This window comes from Massilia sp. 01N410, from assembly GCF_056399665.1.
In genome coordinates this window covers 149854-168779 of the sequence record NZ_JBFTRV010000001.1, presented here as the reverse complement: position 1 = coordinate 168779, position 18926 = coordinate 149854, and the positions used below count along the sequence as shown (strand labels likewise).

The 18926-nt window shown below is 67.4% G+C and carries 13 protein-coding genes and 1 pseudogene; 7 read left to right on the top strand and 7 right to left on the bottom strand.

Annotation, left to right across the window (positions count from 1 at the left end; genetic code table 11):
* Positions 1–8 precede the first annotated feature (8 nt).
* From AC1DOP_RS00760 to AC1DOP_RS00750, 3 genes are all read left to right on the top strand, one after another.
* Entirely contained in the window at positions 9–593 is a 585-nt protein-coding gene (locus tag AC1DOP_RS00760; protein WP_441933997.1) for a sigma-70 family RNA polymerase sigma factor, read from the top strand.
* Positions 590–1285, top strand: a complete 696-nt coding sequence (locus AC1DOP_RS00755) for an anti-sigma factor (RefSeq protein WP_441933995.1) — start codon at positions 590–592, stop codon at positions 1283–1285. Before AC1DOP_RS00760 ends, AC1DOP_RS00755 begins: the two co-directional genes overlap by 4 nt.
* A 292-nt stretch (positions 1286–1577) precedes the next feature.
* A complete protein-coding gene (locus AC1DOP_RS00750) occupies positions 1578–2363 on the top strand; it encodes a hypothetical protein (protein WP_441933993.1) in 786 nt (261 codons plus the stop codon).
* 106 nt (positions 2364–2469) lie between these two features.
* Here the strand turns inward: AC1DOP_RS00750 and AC1DOP_RS00745 are convergent, their stop codons facing one another.
* Entirely contained in the window at positions 2470–7506 is a 5037-nt protein-coding gene (locus AC1DOP_RS00745) for a diguanylate cyclase (RefSeq protein WP_477249147.1), read from the bottom strand.
* Between the two features lie 147 nt (positions 7507–7653).
* Here AC1DOP_RS00745 and AC1DOP_RS00740 point away from each other — a divergent pair, with 147 nt between their 5' ends.
* Complete coding sequence (locus tag AC1DOP_RS00740) at positions 7654–8871, top strand: IscS subfamily cysteine desulfurase (RefSeq protein WP_441933989.1); 1218 nt, start codon at positions 7654–7656, stop codon at positions 8869–8871.
* Here AC1DOP_RS00740 and AC1DOP_RS00735 read toward each other — a convergent pair.
* Positions 8865–9476 (bottom strand): NAD(P)-dependent oxidoreductase, encoded by a 612-nt coding sequence (locus AC1DOP_RS00735; protein WP_441933987.1) that lies wholly within the window; start codon positions 9474–9476, stop codon positions 8865–8867. The genes AC1DOP_RS00740 and AC1DOP_RS00735 overlap by 7 nt on opposite strands.
* Before the next feature lie 113 nt (positions 9477–9589).
* On the opposite strand from AC1DOP_RS00735, the gene AC1DOP_RS00730 reads away from it, so the two are divergent.
* Positions 9590–9973: a winged helix-turn-helix transcriptional regulator gene (locus tag AC1DOP_RS00730; protein WP_441933985.1), complete on the top strand. Its 384-nt coding sequence runs from the start codon at positions 9590–9592 to the stop codon at positions 9971–9973.
* Between the two features lie 105 nt (positions 9974–10078).
* On the opposite strand, the gene AC1DOP_RS00725 is transcribed toward AC1DOP_RS00730, so the two are convergent.
* On the bottom strand, positions 10079–10858 hold the full coding sequence (locus AC1DOP_RS00725; protein ID WP_477249144.1) for a PEP-CTERM sorting domain-containing protein: 780 nt from the start codon (positions 10856–10858) through the stop codon (positions 10079–10081).
* Positions 10859–11260: 402 nt separating this feature from the next.
* Positions 11261–13384, bottom strand: a complete 2124-nt coding sequence (locus AC1DOP_RS00720; RefSeq protein WP_441933981.1) for a putative bifunctional diguanylate cyclase/phosphodiesterase — start codon at positions 13382–13384, stop codon at positions 11261–11263.
* Between the two features lie 206 nt (positions 13385–13590).
* Between AC1DOP_RS00720 and AC1DOP_RS00715 the strand changes: the two genes are divergently transcribed.
* Positions 13591–14784, top strand: coding sequence for an ABC transporter substrate-binding protein (locus AC1DOP_RS00715; RefSeq protein WP_441933979.1), 1194 nt, complete (start codon positions 13591–13593; stop codon positions 14782–14784).
* 52 nt (positions 14785–14836) lie between these two features.
* On the opposite strand, the gene AC1DOP_RS00710 is transcribed toward AC1DOP_RS00715, so the two are convergent.
* From AC1DOP_RS00710 to AC1DOP_RS00700, 3 genes and pseudogenes are all read right to left on the bottom strand, one after another.
* Complete coding sequence (locus tag AC1DOP_RS00710; RefSeq protein WP_441933977.1) at positions 14837–15931, bottom strand: porin; 1095 nt, start codon at positions 15929–15931, stop codon at positions 14837–14839.
* Between the two features lie 110 nt (positions 15932–16041).
* Positions 16042–16293 (bottom strand): annotated as a pseudogene (locus AC1DOP_RS00705) (aromatic acid/H+ symport family MFS transporter); the annotation flags it as partial.
* A 133-nt stretch (positions 16294–16426) separates the two neighbouring features.
* Positions 16427–17644, bottom strand: a complete 1218-nt coding sequence (locus AC1DOP_RS00700; protein WP_477249140.1) for a LysR family transcriptional regulator — start codon at positions 17642–17644, stop codon at positions 16427–16429.
* A 135-nt stretch (positions 17645–17779) separates the two neighbouring features.
* Here AC1DOP_RS00700 and AC1DOP_RS00695 point away from each other — a divergent pair, with 135 nt between their 5' ends.
* On the top strand, positions 17780–18925 hold the full coding sequence (locus AC1DOP_RS00695) for a 4-oxalomesaconate tautomerase (protein WP_477249138.1): 1146 nt from the start codon (positions 17780–17782) through the stop codon (positions 18923–18925).
* Position 18926: the final 1 nt, after the last annotated feature.

Genomic DNA, 18926 nt, shown 5'->3' with positions numbered 1-18926 from the left:
AGGCCGCCGTGAGCAGGGAATTCGACGAAAACGAGGATCTGCGCCGGCTTCTTGCCGCCGTGGCGCTCGGGGACAGGAAGGCCTTCCGCACCTTGTACGACGCGACGTCGGCCAGGCTGTTCGGCTTTGCCCTGCGCATCCTGAGGAAGGATGAGCTGGCGGAAGAAGCGCTGCAGGACGCCTTCGTCTCGATCTGGCACGCGGCATCGAGCTACCAGGTGCATCTTTCGGCGCCGCTGACCTGGATGGCGGCCATCGTGCGCAACAAGGCCCTGGACGCGTACCGCCGCCTGCAGGCCAGCGGGGAAACCGCTTTCGCGGCGGGCGACTGCGACCCCGTCGAAGCGCTGCAGGACAGCGCCGCCGGACCGCAGGAACGCGCCCAGCTCTCGCGCGAAGCGCTGGCGCTGGCCGCCTGCATGGAAAGGCTGGCAAGCCGCCAGCGCCAGGCGATCGGCATGGCCTACCTGCACGAGCTGTCGCACAGCGAAGTGGCGGCCCGGCTCAGTCTTCCTCTCGGCACCGTGAAGACCTGGATCCGCCGCGGTCTCGAGCGCCTGCGCGACTGCCTGACGAAGGGAGAGACTGCATGAACATCCGGGACAACGCCGTCCTGCGGGAAAGGCTGGCGACCGAATACGCGCTCGGCACCCTGCGCGGTGCGGCACGGCGCCGCTTCGAGACCTGGCTGCGCGCCGACGCCGCCCTGCGCGCCGCCGTCTCCAGCTGGCAGGGACGGCTGGCCGCGATGGCGGAGATGGGCCGACCGGTCACGCCGCCGGCACGCGTCTGGGGCGGCATCGAACGCCGCCTGCAGCTGTCGCCGGCGCCGTGGTGGCAGTTCTGGCGCGTGGACGCGGCACGGCCCTGGGCCGGGCTCGCATTCTTCGCAAGCGCCGCCGCAGTGGTCCTGGCCGTGCTGCTGGCCGGGCGCGGCGAAGCGCCGCTGCCGCGGCAGGTCGCGGCCCTTGCCGACGCGCAGGCGCGTACCGCCCTCGTCGTCACCGCGGATCCGGCACGCCGGCGCCTCCACGTCCAGGTCGCACAGGACGTACGCGTACCGGACGACCGCACCCTGCAGCTGTGGGCGATCGCCCGCGACGGCAAGCCGCGCTCGCTCGGTATCCTGCCCGACAACCACAGCGCCGAGCTGGTGCTCGACCAGCGCGCCATCGGCCCGGACGTGATGCTGCTGGCGATCAGCCTGGAGCCGAAAGGCGGTTCGCCGAATCCGGATGCGCCGACAGGGCCGGTGCTGTACAAGGGTGGCTGGACGCGGCTTTGAAGCGCATCGGGCAGGCGTCATCCTCAGGCCGGGGGAGAAGTGCTTCAGGCGATGGCATCGGTCCGCCGACCAGCATGGACGTCCTGTCATGGCCGAGCGTCGCCACGAGGTAAACGTCACTTCCGGCGCTGTGACCCAGGTGCCAAAAGACATCGTTCACCCTGTCGAAAAACTTTACAGGTTGCACTATTTGTAGAACATAGGAAACAACAAATGCATGATTTTCAAGTTTAATTTACGTGTGGCATGGTTTCTGCTTGTATTTGCTGCATCAAATTAACTTGGAGAATTCATGAAAAACGTCATCAAGACCATGCTCGCCGCCCTTGCTCTTCTTACCGCCGCCAGTACGCATGCCGGCGTCATCACCGACACGGGCGACAACGCCTACTGGGGCAGCGATTCACACGGCTACGGCGACGTGATCGGGGACACGCCCTATTACATCCATGGCGCCACGATCACCCGCGCCGGCGCCATGCTGACGATAGGCATTGCCACCAACTTCGCAGGCCACGCCGGCATCGACGCCGCGCTCACCTCGGGCGGTATCGGTTATGGCGACGTGTTCCTGGCTTCGGCCTGGACGCCCTACGGCAGCGATGCCCACCATGTCAGCGACAACGCCGGCAACGGCACACTGTGGTCGTATGGCTTCAGCCTCGACAACCGCTACAGTAATAGCGGAGGCAGCTTCAGGCTCTACCAGCTAAATGGCCCGGCCAACAACGCCGGCATCAAGATGAGCGAATCCTTCATGAGCTGCGGCCTGGGCAGCGCCTGCTACTACCGTGATGGCCAGGCGACGGCCGTGGACACCGGCTCCGGGAGCGTGACCGACACCGGGCTGACCGGCACCTGGACAGTGACGCCCGACCAGACGCTGGAATTCCAGATCGATGTATCGTCGACCGACCTGTTGAACTTTTCGTCCATCGCCATGCATTGGGGCGAGACCTGCCAGAACGACGTCATCGAAGGACAGGTGAACATGGTGCCCGCGCCAGGCCCGCTGTCCCTGATAGCGCTAGGCCTGACCGCTCTCGGGGCCACTCGCCGCCGCGTGCGACGCGGCTGACTGTCCAGGAAATTTTTCAACACGACAGGTCGATCGCAGAAGCCCTGAATGGCTCAAGCCACGGTCTTGCCGCTCTTACGACGAGACCAGGTTTGGTGGGACACGCTCATTCGCTGAGCACCACACGATTCCGCCCGGCCGCCTTGGCGCGGTACAGCGCCGCATCGGCCAGCCGCATCAGGGTATCCGGGTTCCCTGCCTCCAGCCCCGGCTGGACCGCGATGCCGACGCTGATCGTCACCTGCCCCGAGGCCGCACCCGCGTGGTCGATGTGCAGGACTTCGATCGCCGCGCGCAGCGCCTCGCCGATGTCGCGGGCTTCGTCCGCGCCGGTGTTGGGCAGCACGATCGAAAACTCTTCGCCGCCGTAGCGCGCGGTCAGGTCGCCGGCGCGCCGCGTGCCGGCGGCCAGCGCGTGCGCTACCCGCACCAGGCAGGCGTCGCCGGCCTGGTGGCCGTAGCGGTCGTTGAATTTCTTGAAGTGGTCGACGTCGAGCATGACCACGGCCAGCGGCTGGCCGAGGCGGGCCACGCGCGCGCATTCGGCGCGCAGCACCTCGTCGAAATGGCGGCGGTTGGCGAGGCCGGTGAGGCCGTCGGTAATGGACAGCGTCGCCAGCTTGCGGTTGGCGTCTTCGAGCTGCGCGGTGCGCTCGGCGACGCGCTGTTCGAGGCTGTCGTGCAGCCTGGCGCTGGCGATCGAGATCATGGCCTGGGCGCCGAGCATGCGCAGGAATTCCACGCGCTCCGCGGTGAAGGAGGCTTCGGCCAGCCGGTTCTCGAAGTACAGCACGCCGTCGATGCGGCCGCCGTGCCGGATCGGCAGGCACATCACGGCGCGCGGCTGCAGACGCTGCACATAGGGGTCGGCGGCAAAGCGCGAGGCCGCTGCGATATTGTCTTCGATGACTTCCTGGCCGGTGCGGATCACGTAGCGCAGCACCGACAGCGGGAACTGCGGATCGACGGCGGCGTCCAGGTCGATCGGGCGCGACTGCAGCACCGTGACGCCTTCGCCATCCTTCTCCTCGTCGATGCTGGCTTCCAGCCGGCAGACGCCATCGGTCAGCAGCAGCAGGCGCGCCACCTGGCCGCCGGAGTTTTCCAGCACGATGGACACCAGGCGCTGCAGCACATTGCGCAGCCCGACCTCGTTCGACAGGATCTGGGTCGCCTTCAACAGCGAGACCAGGTCGAGGGCGCTGGCGCCGTTGGCGTGGGTTTGCGTGTGGGTGCCGGAATGCGGGAGCGTGGTGCGCCCGTCCAGGTTCGACAGCAGGCCGCTGTGGCGCGCGCGCAGCTGCGCGATCTTGCCCGCGGCGCCCCACTGGCCGTAACGGGCGATGGCGTCCCTGAGGAAGACCGCCGCCACGCGCGGCTGGCCCTGCTCCAGCCAGCATTCGCCGCACAGCTCGTTCGCCAGCGCCTGCACGTTGACGTAGCCGGCCAGGCCGGCGGCGTCGATCGCCTGCTGGTAGCAGCGCGTCGCCAGCGGCAGGTCCTGGCGCAAGCGGGCCAGCTCGGCCTGTACCAGCAGGTCTTTCGCGCCGAGATTCTCAGGGCCGATGCCGGCCCAGTGGGCGAGGCTGGACCGCAGCGCCTCGATCCGCTCCAGCAGTTCGCCGGCGTCTGGCCGTCCCGGCTCGCGGCGCAAGGCGCGGATCAGGATCAGCGCCGCGTAGAAACTCGATTCCGGCACCTTGGCCTGGCCGCGCATGATTGCGGTGATGATGCCGAGCTGGCCGGCCAGCGCCTCGGCATCGGCGGCGTCGAACAGCCAGGCGTTGCGGATCTTCCCCTGCAAAAAGTAGGCATTGTAGAGGCGCGAAGCGCCGTACTGCTCGAGGAAGCGCGCCTCGCTGAACGTGTCGTCGTCGTAGCTGTCGCTGCGCGCCGTCAGGCCCATCAGGGACCTGATCGGCTGGAGCGCGCCGGCGACGCAGCAGTCGGCCATCGCCTGCTGCCCGTTGGCGCGCATCAGCGCCAGGTCGTGCTCGACGTCCTGCATCAGGTCCGGCAGGTAGTCGCCGAGGATGATCCTTTCGGTCGCGCGCACGGCAGCCACCACGCCGACCTGCACGAAATCGCCGATCTCCAGCGCCCAGCCGAAGGCTTCCTCGTACAGGGCATCCGAGCTGCGCAGCGGACGCGTCCAGTGATTGCACATGGCGGCGAACATCAGGGTGGTCTGGATGCGAATCTGCACGTTGGCGCGGCTCCTGGCCAGCGCCAGCGCCATCGCGCCGAAGCGATAGCTACGCTCGAAGTCGCCGCTTTGCAGCGCGAAATGCGTCGCGTAGGCGACGTAGCCGGCGGCGCTGAAGTCGCTTTTTCCCTCTTGCATGGAGAGATGGGTCATCTCCAGGGGCATCAGCCCGCTTATATCCTGCGTGCCGGCATAATACGCGGCCATCCACAGGCCGTGCATCAGCTGCAGCGCCGCCACCGCGGCCGGATCGCGCATCTCGCCCGCCGCCAGCAGCTCCTCGGGATCGCGGCCCTGGTGAAGGCGCATGGTGTCGGCCATGAGTTCGTCGAAGCGCGTCTTCAGCAGGGCCGCCTCGTGCGGGATGTCGACGCCCAGCAGCGCCAGGCCTTCGCGCAGCACGGCGATGGCATCCTGCAGGCGGCCCTGCAACTGGTACTGGTGGGCCTGGACGGAAATGCAGCGCACCTGTTCGAGGGGCGTGCGGCTGTGCGCGCGCACCATCGGGTAGATCGCCTCGGCGGCGTCGAACCGGCCGCACAGGTAACAGGCTTCGGCGGCGCCGAGCTGGAGGTCGAGCCAGAGGCCGGTGTGGTGCTGCCATGCATCCGCCGGCAGCAGCTCGAGGCCGATGCGCATGTGCTCCAGCGTGGCCTGGAAGGCGGCGGACCGGCGCGCCCTGGCGCCGGCGCGCAGGTTCAGCCCGGCCAGCTGCAGGCGCTCGGCGGCGTCCTGGATCAAGCCGCGGCCGGCGTTGAGCTGCTCGACGATCTCGAACAGTTTGCCGTCCTGCCGCTCCGGCGCCGTGTCCCGCAGCAGCAGGCGGCCGATGCGCAGGTGGTTGGCGCCGCGCGCGCCGGCGTCGAGGACTTCGTAGGCCGCCTGCTGCACGCGGTCGTGCAGGAAGCGGTAGCCGATGCCGCTGCTGCCGGCGGCGGGGCCGGCATCCGCATCGAGGTATTTGTAGCGTTCGTCGAGCGGCTGGATCAGCCCCGCATCGAGCGCCGGCCACAGGTCCTGCTGCGTGCGCCAGGCGGCGCGTTCGACCACCAGGGCCAGCGTGTCGAGCGTGAAGCGGTTGCCGATCGAGGCGGCCAGCTGCAGCAGGTGCTCGGTCGCCGACGGCAGGCGGCGGATCTTGTCGAGCAGGAGATCGACCACGTTGTCGGTGTACGCCGCCTGCTCGATCGCGGCCAGGTCCCAGTCCCAGCAATCGTCCGCGGCGCGGTAGCGCAGGTGGCCCGCTTCATGGATCGAACCCAGGAACTGGTTGAGGAAGAAGGGATTGCCGGCGGTCTTGCGGAAGCACAGCCGGCTGAGCGGCGCGCAGTCGGCGAGCGGCACGCGCACCGTGGCCGAGACGATGCGCGCCACCTGCTGCTCGGTCAGGGGCCCCAGCACCAGCGTCGATACCTTGAGGCCGTCCGCCAGCAGCTTGTCGCGCAAGCCGATCAGCGGACGGGTGGCCTCGGCTTCGTTGTCGCGGTAGGCGCCGATGACCAGCAGGTGGCGCGAGCGCATGAACAGCTCGATCATCCGCAAGGTCGGCGCGTCGGCCCATTGCAGGTCGTCGAGGAACAGCACCAGCGGATGCCCGGCAGCGGCGAATACCTGGGCAAAGCGCGGGAACACCCGGCTCAGGCGGAGCTGGGCCTGTTCCGGCGCCAGCAGGGGCGCCGCCTCGACCGGACCGACGATCAGCGCTAGCTGGGGAATCAGTTCGGCCATTACGCCAAGCCCGCTGCCCAGGGTCTCGCGCAGCTTGTCCGCCCATTGCCGCAGCACGTCCTGGGGCTCGGCGAGCAGCTGGCGCACCAGTCCCTGGAAGGCCTGGATCAGCGAGGCGTAAGGCAGGTCGCGCTGGAACTGGTCGAATTTACCGGACAGGAAGCAGCCGCGCCGGGCGACGATCGGCTTCTGCACCTCGTTCACCACCGCCGACTTGCCGATGCCGGAATAGCCGGCCACCAGCAGCATCTCGCCGCCGCCATCGGCGCTGCGTTCGAAGGCCGCCAGCAGTGCCGTGATCGCCTTTTCGCGCCCGTGCAGGGCCTGCGGTACCAGGAAGCGGCCGTTGTGGTCGGACAGCCGCAGCGGCTGCGCCGGTGCCGCCTGACCCGCGCGGCAGGCTTCGAGGTCGCGGCGCAGGCCTTCCACGCTCTGGTAGCGCTGGTCGGCGTTCTTTTCCAGCAAGCGCTGGACGATCGCCAGCAGCGCGCCAGGCAGGCCGGCCAGCGCCGGGTTGAGCCAGTCCGGGCTGCGCGCGATGTGGCAGTGCACCAGCTCCATGCCGTCGCGCGCATCGAAGGGCGGCTGGCCGGCCAGCAATTCGTGGAAGGTGGCGCCGAGCGCGTAGAAATCGGCGCGGTAGTCGACCCGCCGGTTCATGCGCCCGGTCTGCTCCGGCGCCATGTAGCGCAGCGTGCCTTCCAGCGCATGCGGGTGGACGATGCCCTGGTTTTCCTGCGGCAGCTCGCAGGCGATGCCGAAGTCGATCAGCTGCAGCAGGCGCCGTTCGGCATTCCACACCAGGTTGGAGGGATTGATGTCCTTGTGGATCACACCCTGGCGGTGGACCTCTTCCAGCGCCGCGCACAGCTGCAGCGCGATCTCGAAGAAGTCGTCCAGCGCCAGGATGCCCTGCGGCTGGGCGCGCAGGAATTTGTCGAGGGCGAGGCCGCCGGCGTCTTCCTGGATCATGGTCCAGCGCCCGCCATGCAGCGCCAGCGCGAGCGGACGCACCACGCCCGGATGGCGGCAGCGGCGCGCGATCGCGTACTCGCGCTTGAACTGCGCCAGCTGCTGGAAGGACGGGAACTGCTGGTTGGGCTGCTTGACGATGAGCGCAGTACCGTCCCGCGCGCGGGCGCGATAGACCAGCGAGCGGGAACTGTCGTGCAGCTGTTCGATGATCTCGTGGTCGAAAAGGGCGCTCATGGGATGGGCTTGCAGTGTGGCAAATATTATATCAGCATGCCGCCGCCTGGGAGCGTCGAAAATCCGATATCGATCTGCATAATCGGTCGTTTGCTTTCGTCGCGGACGCGGTTAAGGTGGGCTTTCCCATCATTGAACCACACCGCCATGACCGACACACTCACGCCCAGCCGCGCGGCGGCATCCTGTCGCAGCGCTGCCGATCTCCCGGCGCCGGCGGCGCTTCCTGCGGGGTTTCCCATTTACCTCGACTACGCGGCGACCACGCCCGTCGATCCGCGCGTCGCGCAGAAGATGCTGGTGTACATGACCGAAAAATTCGGCAACCCGGCCAGCAGCTCCCACGCTTTCGGCATTGAGGCCGCTTCGGCGGTGCAGCGGGCGCGCGCCCAGGTCGCGGCCCTGGTCGGCGCGGCCGCCGGCGACATCGTCTGGACTTCCGGCGCCACCGAATCCAATAACCTCGCGCTGAAAGGCGCGGCCCACGCGAACCGCGCCAAAGGCCGGCACCTGGTCACGCTGACGACCGAGCACAAGGCCGTGCTGGACACCATGCGCCGGCTGGAGAGCGAGGGCTACGAGGTCACCTACCTGCAGCCGCAGCCGAACGGCCTGCTCGACCCGGCCGCCTTCGAAGCGGCGCTGCGGCCCGACACCATCCTGGCCTCGGTCATGATGGTCAACAACGAGATCGGCGTGATCCAACCGATCGGCGAACTGGGACGCATCTGCCGCGCCCGCGGCGTACTGCTGCACGTGGACGCGGCACAGGCGGCCGGCAAGGTGGCGATCGACGTCGATCGCCTGCAGGTCGACCTGCTGTCGCTGAGCGCCCACAAGGTCTACGGTCCCAAGGGCATCGGCGCCCTCTACGTGCGCAGCGATCCGCGGGTGCGGCTGGAGGCGCAGATGGATGGCGGCGGGCACGAGAAGGGCTTGCGTTCCGGCACCCTGCCCAGCCACCAGATCGTGGGCATGGGCGAGGCCTTCGAACTGGCGCGCCTGGACATGGCGAACGAAACCGCGCGCATCGGCGCGCTGCGGGAGCGCCTGTGCGGCGGGCTCGCCGCCCTGCCCGGCGTGCGCTTCAACGGCGACATGGAACAGCGCATTCCACACAACCTGAACATCAGCTTTACCGGCGCCGGCGCCGATGCCCTGGCCGACAAGCTGCCCGGCATCGCGGTGTCGGCCGGTTCCGCCTGCAACTCGGCCAGCGCCGCGCCCTCCTACGTCCTGCGCGCGCTCGGCCTGAGCGAGGCGCTGGCCCGCGGCGCGATGCGGATCACCCTGGGCCGCTACACAGGCGCCGCCGACGTCGACTATCTGCTGCGGCAGCTCCGGCTGGCGCTGCGGGTTCAGTAACCGACGGTGAAGCGCTGGCGCGAATGGGCCGGTTTCTCGAGTTCGTCGACCATCGCGATGGCGAAATCCTCGTACGAGATCGAGCTGCCTTTTTCGCCCGTCAGCAGTTCGTCCTGGCCGAGCCGGAAGCGGCCCGTGCGCTCGCCGGGCACGAACATCGCCGACGGTGACAGGAAGGTCCAGTCCAGGTCCTGGACTTGCCGCAGGGCGTCGAGGAAAGCGGCGCCACGCGTCGCCTCGGCCTTGTAGGCTTCGGGGAAATCGGGCTGGTCGAGCAGGCGCTTGCCGGGCGCCACCAGCAGGCTCGCGGCGCCGCCCACCACCAGGTAGCGCGGCACGCCGGCGCTGCGCACCGCGGCCAGCAGGGTTTCGGGGTCGCTGTCCAGGAAGCGCACCGCGCTGATCACGGCATCGTGTCCGCGCAGTACGGCGGCGAGGCCGGCTTCGTCATTGATGTCCGCGCGCGCGGCGCTGACGCCCGCACGCGCCGGAACCTTGCCGGGATCGCGGCCGATGGCGGTGACCTGGTGGCCGCGTGAAACGAGTTCGTCGAGCAGGCGGGAACCGACGTTGCCGGTGGCGCCGATGAGGGCAATACTTGCCATGAAAATTTCTCCGTGTAGACCACGCCCCATCCTATGCTAGGCTGGAGCCCTTTACAAGAAGTCACCGCGGCATGATCTGGTCAGTGCGGCCTGACCATGCCGGACCGATTCCCATGCGCGACACACTAATTGCCCATCCCTGCCTGGACGCCGACACCGCGGACGGCTGCCCGATCCGCGACATCCTCGACCGCATCGGCGACCAGTGGACCCTGCTGGTCCTGCATTCCCTCGATTGCGGCACCCTGCGCTTCAATGAATTGATGCGTGCGATCGGCGACGTGTCCAAGCAGATGCTGTCGACCACGCTCAAGCGCCTGGAAGAAGACGGTTTCGTGCTGCGGACCGTGTATCCGGAAGTGCCGCCGAGGGTCGAATACGAGCTCACGCCGCTCGGGCGTTCCTTCATGGTGCCGATGCGTGGCCTGGTCGACTGGGCCAACCGGCATCACGAAGCGATTCGCGACGCCAGGCGCCAGTACCGCCTGCCTGGATGATGGGTGATGGGTAATGCTTGCCGGCGCCCGGCCTGGATGGACGGCCGGCCCGGACGCCGCTTCAAGTGATACCGATGCGGTCGCCCGGGCCCTTGTCCGCCTGGCTTACTGCTTTGCGGTGAAGCGGCGGCGCATTGCGCCGAAGGCCATCGCGCCTGCGCCCAGCAGGGCCAGCGAGCCCGGTTCCGGCACCTCGCCGCCGGGATTGCCCGGGGTCTCGCGCTCGAAGGCGGCCACCCGGACGGTTTCCGGCGCCCCTTGCGTTGTGCCGTTCAGGAACTGGACACCACCTCCGACAATGCAGTTGGCCAGGTTACTGCAGAAGCCCGCGGCGTCGGCGGCCTGGGCGTCGTCCAGGACGAAACGGTGAAGGCCCGATTGGCCGATACCACCGGTGTCGCTGAGCACCAGGTCCGGTCCCATGTAGTTGTAGTATCTCGTCGTACTGTCCGAAACCCTGAACAGGCTCATATAGAGGTCGGTCAGTGTGGCCGTGGTCGCGCCGGGCTCGCTGACGTTGACGACGAAGCCGAGCAGGCCCGCGCTGGCGAGGCCGGTGATCGAACTGAGGAAATAGGTATTGTTACCAGCGTTACCGGCAGTGTTGTCGCCGCCTTCCAGGGCCGTGGGCATGCCCAACTTTAAGGCCGTCGGGCAGGTTTCCGCCGGGGTGGCCGGATTGCCGCTGACGTAGGTCACGCATCCGGACTCGGTGCCGTTTTTCTTCCCACCACCATTGTCCTGGACCGTTACCACCGTCTGTACCGCCCCCAGGCCGGTGCCGGTCTGTTGCGTTCCCGTTTGATAGACCAGGTTTGCGAACGCTGGCGCCGCGCCCGTTAGAAATGCCGTTGTCAATGCAATTTTCAGAACCTTAGATCTCATTATTTTGCTCCCCCAGAAGTTACTTCGCTTTTATATGGACATCCAAGTAATGCAACTCTTAACCACAGCAAAATACATTCCAGCTTAAATGAGTTCTTTCAGATCAACGACTTAACTGAACATTCATTGTAACCCCAAAGAAATGCGTAAAGATTACCGAAAGTTTCCATGTCACCACCTTTCGTTTGGACACTTACTTGAGACCGTCGAACAACCCGCCGCGAGCGAGGCGGCGCCTGTATCGCGTGACGTGGATGCTGGCGGGCTCGCCGGATACGACGACCGTCATCGGCGAGGTGGAGATGAACGGCAAAGGCTGGCCGACCGGCGCCGGCATCCGGCACCGCGTCCTTACCTGCCGCGACCGCGCGGCTGCTGAGGCCGGCGCCCTGGGCGCAAGGTCTAGGCCGTGCCGATCCCGCCGCTGCCGTACATCCGTTCGAAGTCCCCGATGGGCATCGGCCGGCCCAGCAGGTAACCCTGCAGCGTGCCGCAGCCGCCATCGACCAGGAAGTTGCGCTGCGCTTCGTGTTCGACGCCCTCGGCAACGATGTCGAGCTTGAGCGTGCGCGCCAGCGCGATGATCGCCTTGACGATCGGCACGGCATCGGGATTGACGTGGACGTCGTGCACGAAGGAGCGGTCGATCTTCAGGGCGGTGAGCGGAAAGCGCTTCAGGTAGGCGAGCGAGGAATAGCCGGTACCGAAGTCGTCCAGCGAGAAATGCAGGCCGTGGCCGCGCAGTGCGCGCATGCGCTCGATCGTGTCCGCGACATTTTCGGCAAGCACGCTTTCGGTCAGTTCCAGGCAGAGCTTGCCCGGCGGCGCGCCGGTTTCCTCGAGGATGTCGACCATCCGGGCGACGAAATCGGCACTGCGCAGCTGGTGCGCGCTGACGTTGACCGCCAGCTCGAGCTGTCCGAGTACATGGTCGCTGCGCCAGCGTGCCAGCGCGCGGCAGCTTTCCTCCAGCACGTGCTGGCCGAGCGGCACGATCATGCCCGACGACTCGGCCAGGCCGATGAATTCGGTGGGACCGAGCAGCGAGCCGTCGGCGCGGCGCCAGCGCAGCAGCACTTCGGCGCCGACCACCTGGCCCTCACTGTTGAACTGGGGCTGGCAGAACAGCACGAACTGGTGGTCCAGCAAGCCTTCCCGCAGCGCCCGCTCCAGCCTTGCCTGGTATTCGGCCGAGGCCTGCATGCGAGGATCGAAGAAGCGCGCGGTATTGCGTCCTTCCGCCTTGGCACGGTACATGGCGAGGTCGGCCTGCTTGAGCAGGGTCTCGATGCCGGTCGCGGCGCCGTCGAACAAGGTGACCCCGATGCTCGGCGTGCTGACGAACAGGCGTCCATCCAGGTAATAAGGCTGGCCGAGCGTGAACAGCAGCTTTTCCAGAACGTGCTGGGCCTCGATCACCGCCTCGTGCGGGTCGTCGCCCAGGTCTTCCAGCACCAGCACGAACTCGTCGCCGCCCAGCCTGGCCAGCTGGTCGCAGTGGCGCAAGGTATGGCGCAGGCGCTCGGCCACCTGGCGCAGCAGCATGTCGCCGAAGTCGTGGCCCATCGTATCGTTGAGCAGCTTGAAATTGTCCAGGTCGAGAAAGACCACCGCCCCGAGGCGGCCCGTGCGTTCGCTGCGCGCCAGCGCCTTGTCCAGTTCCTCGCCCAGCAGGCGGCGGTTCGGCAGGCCGGTGAGATGGTCGTAATAGGCCAGTTCGTAGATACGGCGCTCCGCCAGTTTTTGCTCGGTCAGGTCGGTATTCGTTCCGGATACACGCAGGGCCTTGCCCGCCGCATCGCGCGTCACCAGGCCGCGCGACAGCACCGGTACGTAGTGGCCGTCGCGATGGCGCAGGCGCCATTCGACGCTATAGGTGCCGCGCTGGCTGGCCAGCAGATCGTCCCAGTAGCCGGCAACACGCACCCTGTCGTCGGGGTGGGCGAGGTCCAGCCAGAGGCTGGTATCGGTCCCCAGTTCGCCGGGCCGGTAGCCGAGCATTTCCCACCAGCGGTCCGAGTAATAAATCTCGTTCTTCTCGAGATCGTAGTCCCACGGCGCATCGGTCGAGCCTTGCAGGATCAGGCGCAGCCGTTCCTCGGACTTCTGCAATCCCTGCTGGGCCTGCTTCATCGCGGTACAGTCGGTGAAGCAGACGATGACCCGGCAAAGTTTGCCCTTGGAATCGAATTCCGGATACGCGTTACAGATCAGCCAGCGCACCGATTCCGGCTGCGGTTCGGCAATGCCGAGGATGACTTCCGAGACCTTGCTGCCGGTGCGCAGCACGACGTTGGCGGGAAGTTCATCCGGCGGCAAGGGCGAGCCGTCGGCGCGCAGCAGGGGCCGGGCCTTCCCGCTGACCCTGTTCTTCAATTGCTCGACGCTCATGCCGATCAGTTCGCAGGCGAGCCGGTTCGCGTTCAGGATGCGGCCGTCGACGCCATGCACGACGACGCCCGCGGGAATGTGCTCGAGCAGATCGTCGAGCTGGGGCTGGATTGCCGGGGCGTTGTGGGAGGCCATGATGTGATCCGCGCTGAGGAACCGGAAGTTACAACCGATGGTAGCACGGCCCTGCCAGTGGGCGCGCAAGACTTTGCGATAAGTAAATTAGACCACATCAGCAGCATTTCGCACCCCTCCGTTCGGCGCTTGCCCGACAATCAGGCAATCCTGGTCGCGGTGTCCTTACGCCCGGGATCCCATCCAACGACAATAAAGGAGACAAGATGCCCCATCCAATCGACCTGCAACGCCGCCACCTGCTGCTGGCCAGCGGCACCGCCCTGGCCGCCGGCCTGCTGCCCTCGTTCGCGCGCGCCGCCGGCGCCACCCCGCTGAAGGTCGGCCTGATCGTGCCGATGTCCGGCCCCTTCGCCTCCACCGGCCGCCAGGTCGACGCGGCGGTGCGGCTGTTCATCCAGCAGCACGGCGATACCGTGGCCGGCCGCAAGATCGAAGTCATTCTGAAGGACGACGGCGGGCTCTCGCCCGACGTCACCAAGCGCCTGGCCCAGGAACTGGTGGCGCGCGACAAGGTCGAGGTGCTGGCCGGCTTCGGCCTGACGCCGCTGGCCCTGGCCGCGGCCCCCATCGCCACCCAGGCCAAGGTGCCGATGATCGTGATGGCGGCCGCCACCTCGATCATTCCGCAGCGCTCGCCCTACATCGTGCGCACCGGCCTGACCCTGCCGCAGGTCACGGCGCCGCTGGCCGAATGGGCGCCGAAGAACAAGATCAAGACCGTGGTGACCCTGGTGTCCGACTACGGTCCGGGGCTCGACTCCGAAAAGACCTTCGTCACGCGCTTCACCAAGGCGGGCGGCAAGATCCTGGAAAGCCTGCGCGTCCCGCTGCGCAATCCGGACTACGCGCCCTTCCTGGCGCGCGTGCGCGACGCCAGGCCGGACGCGCTGTTCGTGTTCGTCCCCTCGGGCGAGGGGGCGGCGGTGATGAAGCAGTTCACCGACCGTGGCCTGGCCAATGCCGGCATCCGCCTGATCGGCACCGGCGACGTGGTCGACGACGACCTGATGGAAACCATCGGCGCGGCTTCGGAAGGCGTGGTCTCGAGCTTCAATTACTCGGCCGCCCATCCCTCGCCGGAGAACAAGGCGTATGTGGAGGCCTTCGAGAAGGCCAACAAGGGCATGCGCCCGAACATGCACTCGGTCGGCGCCTACGATGGCATGCAGCTGCTCTACCTGGCCCTGGCCAAGACCGGCGGCGACAGCAATGGCGACAAGCTGCTGGCGGCGATGAAGGGCATGGCCTGGGTTAGCCCGCGCGGCCCGATGGAGATCGACCCGGCGACCCGCGACACGATCCAGAACGTCTATCTGCGCAAGGCCGAGAAGGTGAACGGCGGCTGGTACAACGTGGAGTTCGACAAGATCGAGAAGTTCCGCGATCCGGGCGCCTGAACCCGGCCGGGGCAAGCGGACATCGCCGCCGCTTGCCCCTACTTCCCTCGCCTCAGAACGAGTGCTTGATACCGGTGATCACGCCGGTTTGCGACAGGCCCGCACCGACCGAGCCGCCCGAGCTCAAGGCCACAGCGGCAGTACCGTCGTTGACGATATGGCCGGCCGCCACATACACGGTGGTGCGCTTCGAGAAGTTATACATGGCGCGCAGCAGGAGCTGCGCCGAATCGTTCGGGCTGTCCTTGAAATCGAGCCTGGCGATCTGCCCGTCGACGACCAGTTGCGGGGTCACGGAATAGGCGGCATCGACGTAGGCCAGCGTGCTCTTCGGCTGGGTCTTGCTGCCCTCGTTATTCCGGTGCAGGACGCCGGCGCCGAGCTTCCATGCGCCCACGTTGGCGTAGCCGGCAACATGCAGGCGCGAATCCGACAGGTCCGCACTCGTCAGCCCGGCGGCGGCACCGGGGCCGCCACGCAGATTGTCGTAGGCGACCACGGCACCGAATGCCGATCCCGGGGCGTCATAGCGCAGCAGACCGGAATATTCGCGGCAGGCCTGGGCGCTGGTGGCGGATTCGCCGGGACAGTTGGTGGCCGACGGCCCGCCCGCCGCCGAGACGTCGCGGCCGAGGCTATAGGTGGCGCCGACCGTGATGCGGTCGAAGGATCCCTTGTACGAGATCGAATTGTCGTGGCGCCCGTTCGGGATGAAGGAGTCCAGGGTGCCGATGCCGTAGACGCTGGGGCCGAAGGGGTCGACGTCGAAGGTCGAGATGTACAGCATATTGTAGGTGCGGCCGATGGTCAGCGCGCCCCACTTGCCGGCCAGGCCGACCCAGGCCTGGCGGCCGAACAGGCGCCCGCCCTGGTTCACGTTGCCGGTATCGGGCTGGAAGCCGTTCTCCAGCGTGAAGATGGCCGAGAGGCCGTTGCCGAGATCTTCGCTGCCGCGGAAACCCAGGCGCGACGGGAACATGCCACCGGTCAGGCCGGGCACGCGGGTCACGCCCGCGCCGGACGCGTTCGCGTTGTCGTAGTGTTCGATGGCGGCATCGATCAGACCATAGACCGTGACGCTGGACTGGGCATGGGCGGCGCCGGACAGGGCTGCGATGGCTGCGGCGAGTATGTAGGTCTTCTTCATGTAGTCTCCAGGTTGCGCTGCAGCGCTCTCGTTGCCTGTACCAGACGCGAGTCCCGGCAGGCGCCGGCGCTGCAGCACCGGTGCCGGCATGATCTTGTCATGGGCGAGGCTCAGGCCAGCGCGGTGCGCGCCGCGCTGCGGGACGCGACGATGGACAGGGCCGCGAAGATGGCCGGCATGGCGAGGATGCCGATCACCGCGGAGAAGCTCCAGCCCATGGTCAGCAGCAGGCCGCCGAGGAAGGAACCGAGGAGGCTGCCGAAGCGGCCGACGCCGAGCATCCACGACACGCCGGTGGCGCGGACCGCGGTCGGGTAGCAGGAAGGCGCGAAGGCGTTCAGGCCGGTCTGGGCGCCGCTCATCTTGCGGCCATTGGTATGGGCTCGGATATCGAGCGTTTGAACTGCAGTCATTACCGTCTCCTGTTTTGTCTGACTAGACTCTACACACGGCCAGTTGACGCAGGATTGCTTTCAACACCAATTGCGTTCCAATTTACTTATCGTGGGATTCGACCGTGGCGGCCGCCAGATGCAGCTCGGCCAGCAGGGCTTTTGCCCCCGGCGACAGGTGCGCGCCCGCGCGGGTGGTGACGCCGATCTGCCGTTCGAGGCCGGGCATCTCCAGCCGCAGCACCGCCAGCTGCCCCGTTTCGATCTCGTAATGCAGCTGGTGCGGCGACAGCACGGTCAGCATGTCCGAGGACAGCAGCAGGCCGCGCAGCAGGGCCAGGTCGCCGGTTTCGACGGCCGGCGGCGGCGGCGGATGGCCATGCTCGTTGTAGAAGTTCTCGAGCGCCATGCGCAGCGGCGAACCCGCGCGCGACAGCACCCAGGCATAGGGTTCGAGATCCTTGAAGGACAATCCAGCCTTGCCGGCAAGCGGGTGGTCGACCCGCGCGATCAGGGCGGGATGGTCCTGCATCAGCGGCGTGCTGTCGAGCCCCTGGCTGGCCGACTTGCGCAGCGCGCCGATGATGAAGTCGACCCGTCCGCTCAACAGCCCCGCCGCCAGTTCCTCGTATGGGCTTTCGAGGGACCGCACCCGCAGCCGCGGATATTTTTTGACCAACGCGGCGATCGCCGCCGGCAGCACCAGGGTCCGCGCCAGCGGCAGCGCCCCGATCGTGACCACACCTTCGAGCACGCCGTTCAGGGCGGCGATATCGGCGTGGATGTGCTCGAGCTCGACCAGCACCCGGTTGAAGCGCAGGATCCAGCGGCTGCCCGCATCCGAGGGCAGCATGCCGTGGGCGGTACGCCGGAACAGGCTTTGCCCGAGCCCTTCCTCGAGCTTGGCCAGGGCCTGGCTGACCCCGGACTGCGACATGTCCATCGCCTGGGCCACGGTCGGCATGTGGTGGACCTCGGCCAGCATGGTCGCCACCTGCAGGCGGCGTTCGTTGAACAGGGCTTCCATGCTGGTGACCAGGTAGCCTTCGCGCGCGCCGAGCCGGGCGGCGTCGTCGCGCACCTCGCGCAATTCGGTTTCGATGATCTGGGCCCGCAGGCGCACCACCTCCCCCGCCGCGGTCAGCAGCATGCCGCGCCCCTTCCGTTCGAATAATTGGGTGCCCAGGCTTTCCTCGAGCGACGCGACGGAACGCGTGACGGCGCTGGATGCCCGGTACAGCATGTCGGCGGAACGCCGGATGCCGCCGGTGGCGGCAACGGTATTGAAAGCGCGCAGATGGTGGAGATTAATGATCGACATGGCACCGAAGGATAAAGGTTTTGACCGGGCCGCTGGAGCGCCGATAAGTATTTTGGAACGGTTTTCGCGCATAAGGCAACCCAAATATGCGCCCGGCTGCCGATACTTGATCCATCCGAGTGGAGCACATTCCAGATGATCACCGAGACCGACAACGACGACGACTACCGTCCCCTCCCCTGCACGCTGATGCGCGGCGGTACTTCCCGCGGCCCCTTCTTCCTGGCCTCCGACCTGCCGGCCGATGTCGCGAGCCGCGACCGCGTGCTGCTGGCCGTCATGGGCTCGCCCGACAAGCGCCAGATCGACGGCCTGGGCGGCGCCCATCCGCTGACCAGCAAGGCCGGCATCGTCAGCGCGAGCGGCACTCCGGGCGTGGACCTGGATTTCCTGTTCGCCCAGCTGCAGCCGGATTCCGACAAGGTCGACACCACGCCCAACTGCGGCAATATGCTGGCGGCGGTGCTGCCCTTCGCCATCGAGCGCGGGCTGGTGCAGGCGGGCCCCGGCACCACCACGGCGCGCATCCTGACCCTCAATACCGGCATGCAGTGCGATGTTACGGTGCAGACGCCGGGCGGGCGCATGCGCTATGCGGGCGACACCCGCATCGACGGCGTGCCCGGCAGCGGGTCCGCCGTGAAGATCAACTTCCTCGATACGGCCGGCTCGGTCTGCCCTGCCATGCTCCCGACCGGGAACACGCTGGACCGCGTGTCCTTCGCCACCGCCGGCGGCGCCATTCAGGAAGTGGACGCCACCCTGATCGACAACGGCATGCCGATGGTGCTGGTGCGAGCCGCCGATTTCGGCATCACGGGACGCGAGAGCGCGGCGGAGCTGAACGCCGACGAGGCCCTGAAGGCCAGGCTGGAAGCGCTGCGCCTGGCCGTCGGCCCGGCGATGGGCCTGGGCGACGTCAAGGCCAGGAACTACCCGAAGATGTGCCTGGTGTCCGCGCCCGGCGCCGGCGGCGCCGTCTCGACCCGCTGCTTCATCCCCCACGTCTGCCACGACGCCATCGGGGTGCTGGCGGCGGTGACCGTGGCCACGGCCTGCGTGCTGGAGGGTTCGGTGACCCGGGGACTGGCGCGGGCCGGCAGCGGCTTGCGGCGCACCGTCTCGGTCGAACATCCGACCGGCGAGTTCAGCGTCGAACTGGAACTCGACCCTCGGGATCAACAGAAAGTCGCCGGCGCCGCCCTGCTGCGCACGGCGCGCCCCATCATGCGCGGCGAAGTCCTGGTACCCGCCGCCCTCCCTCACGAGAAAGCACCATGAA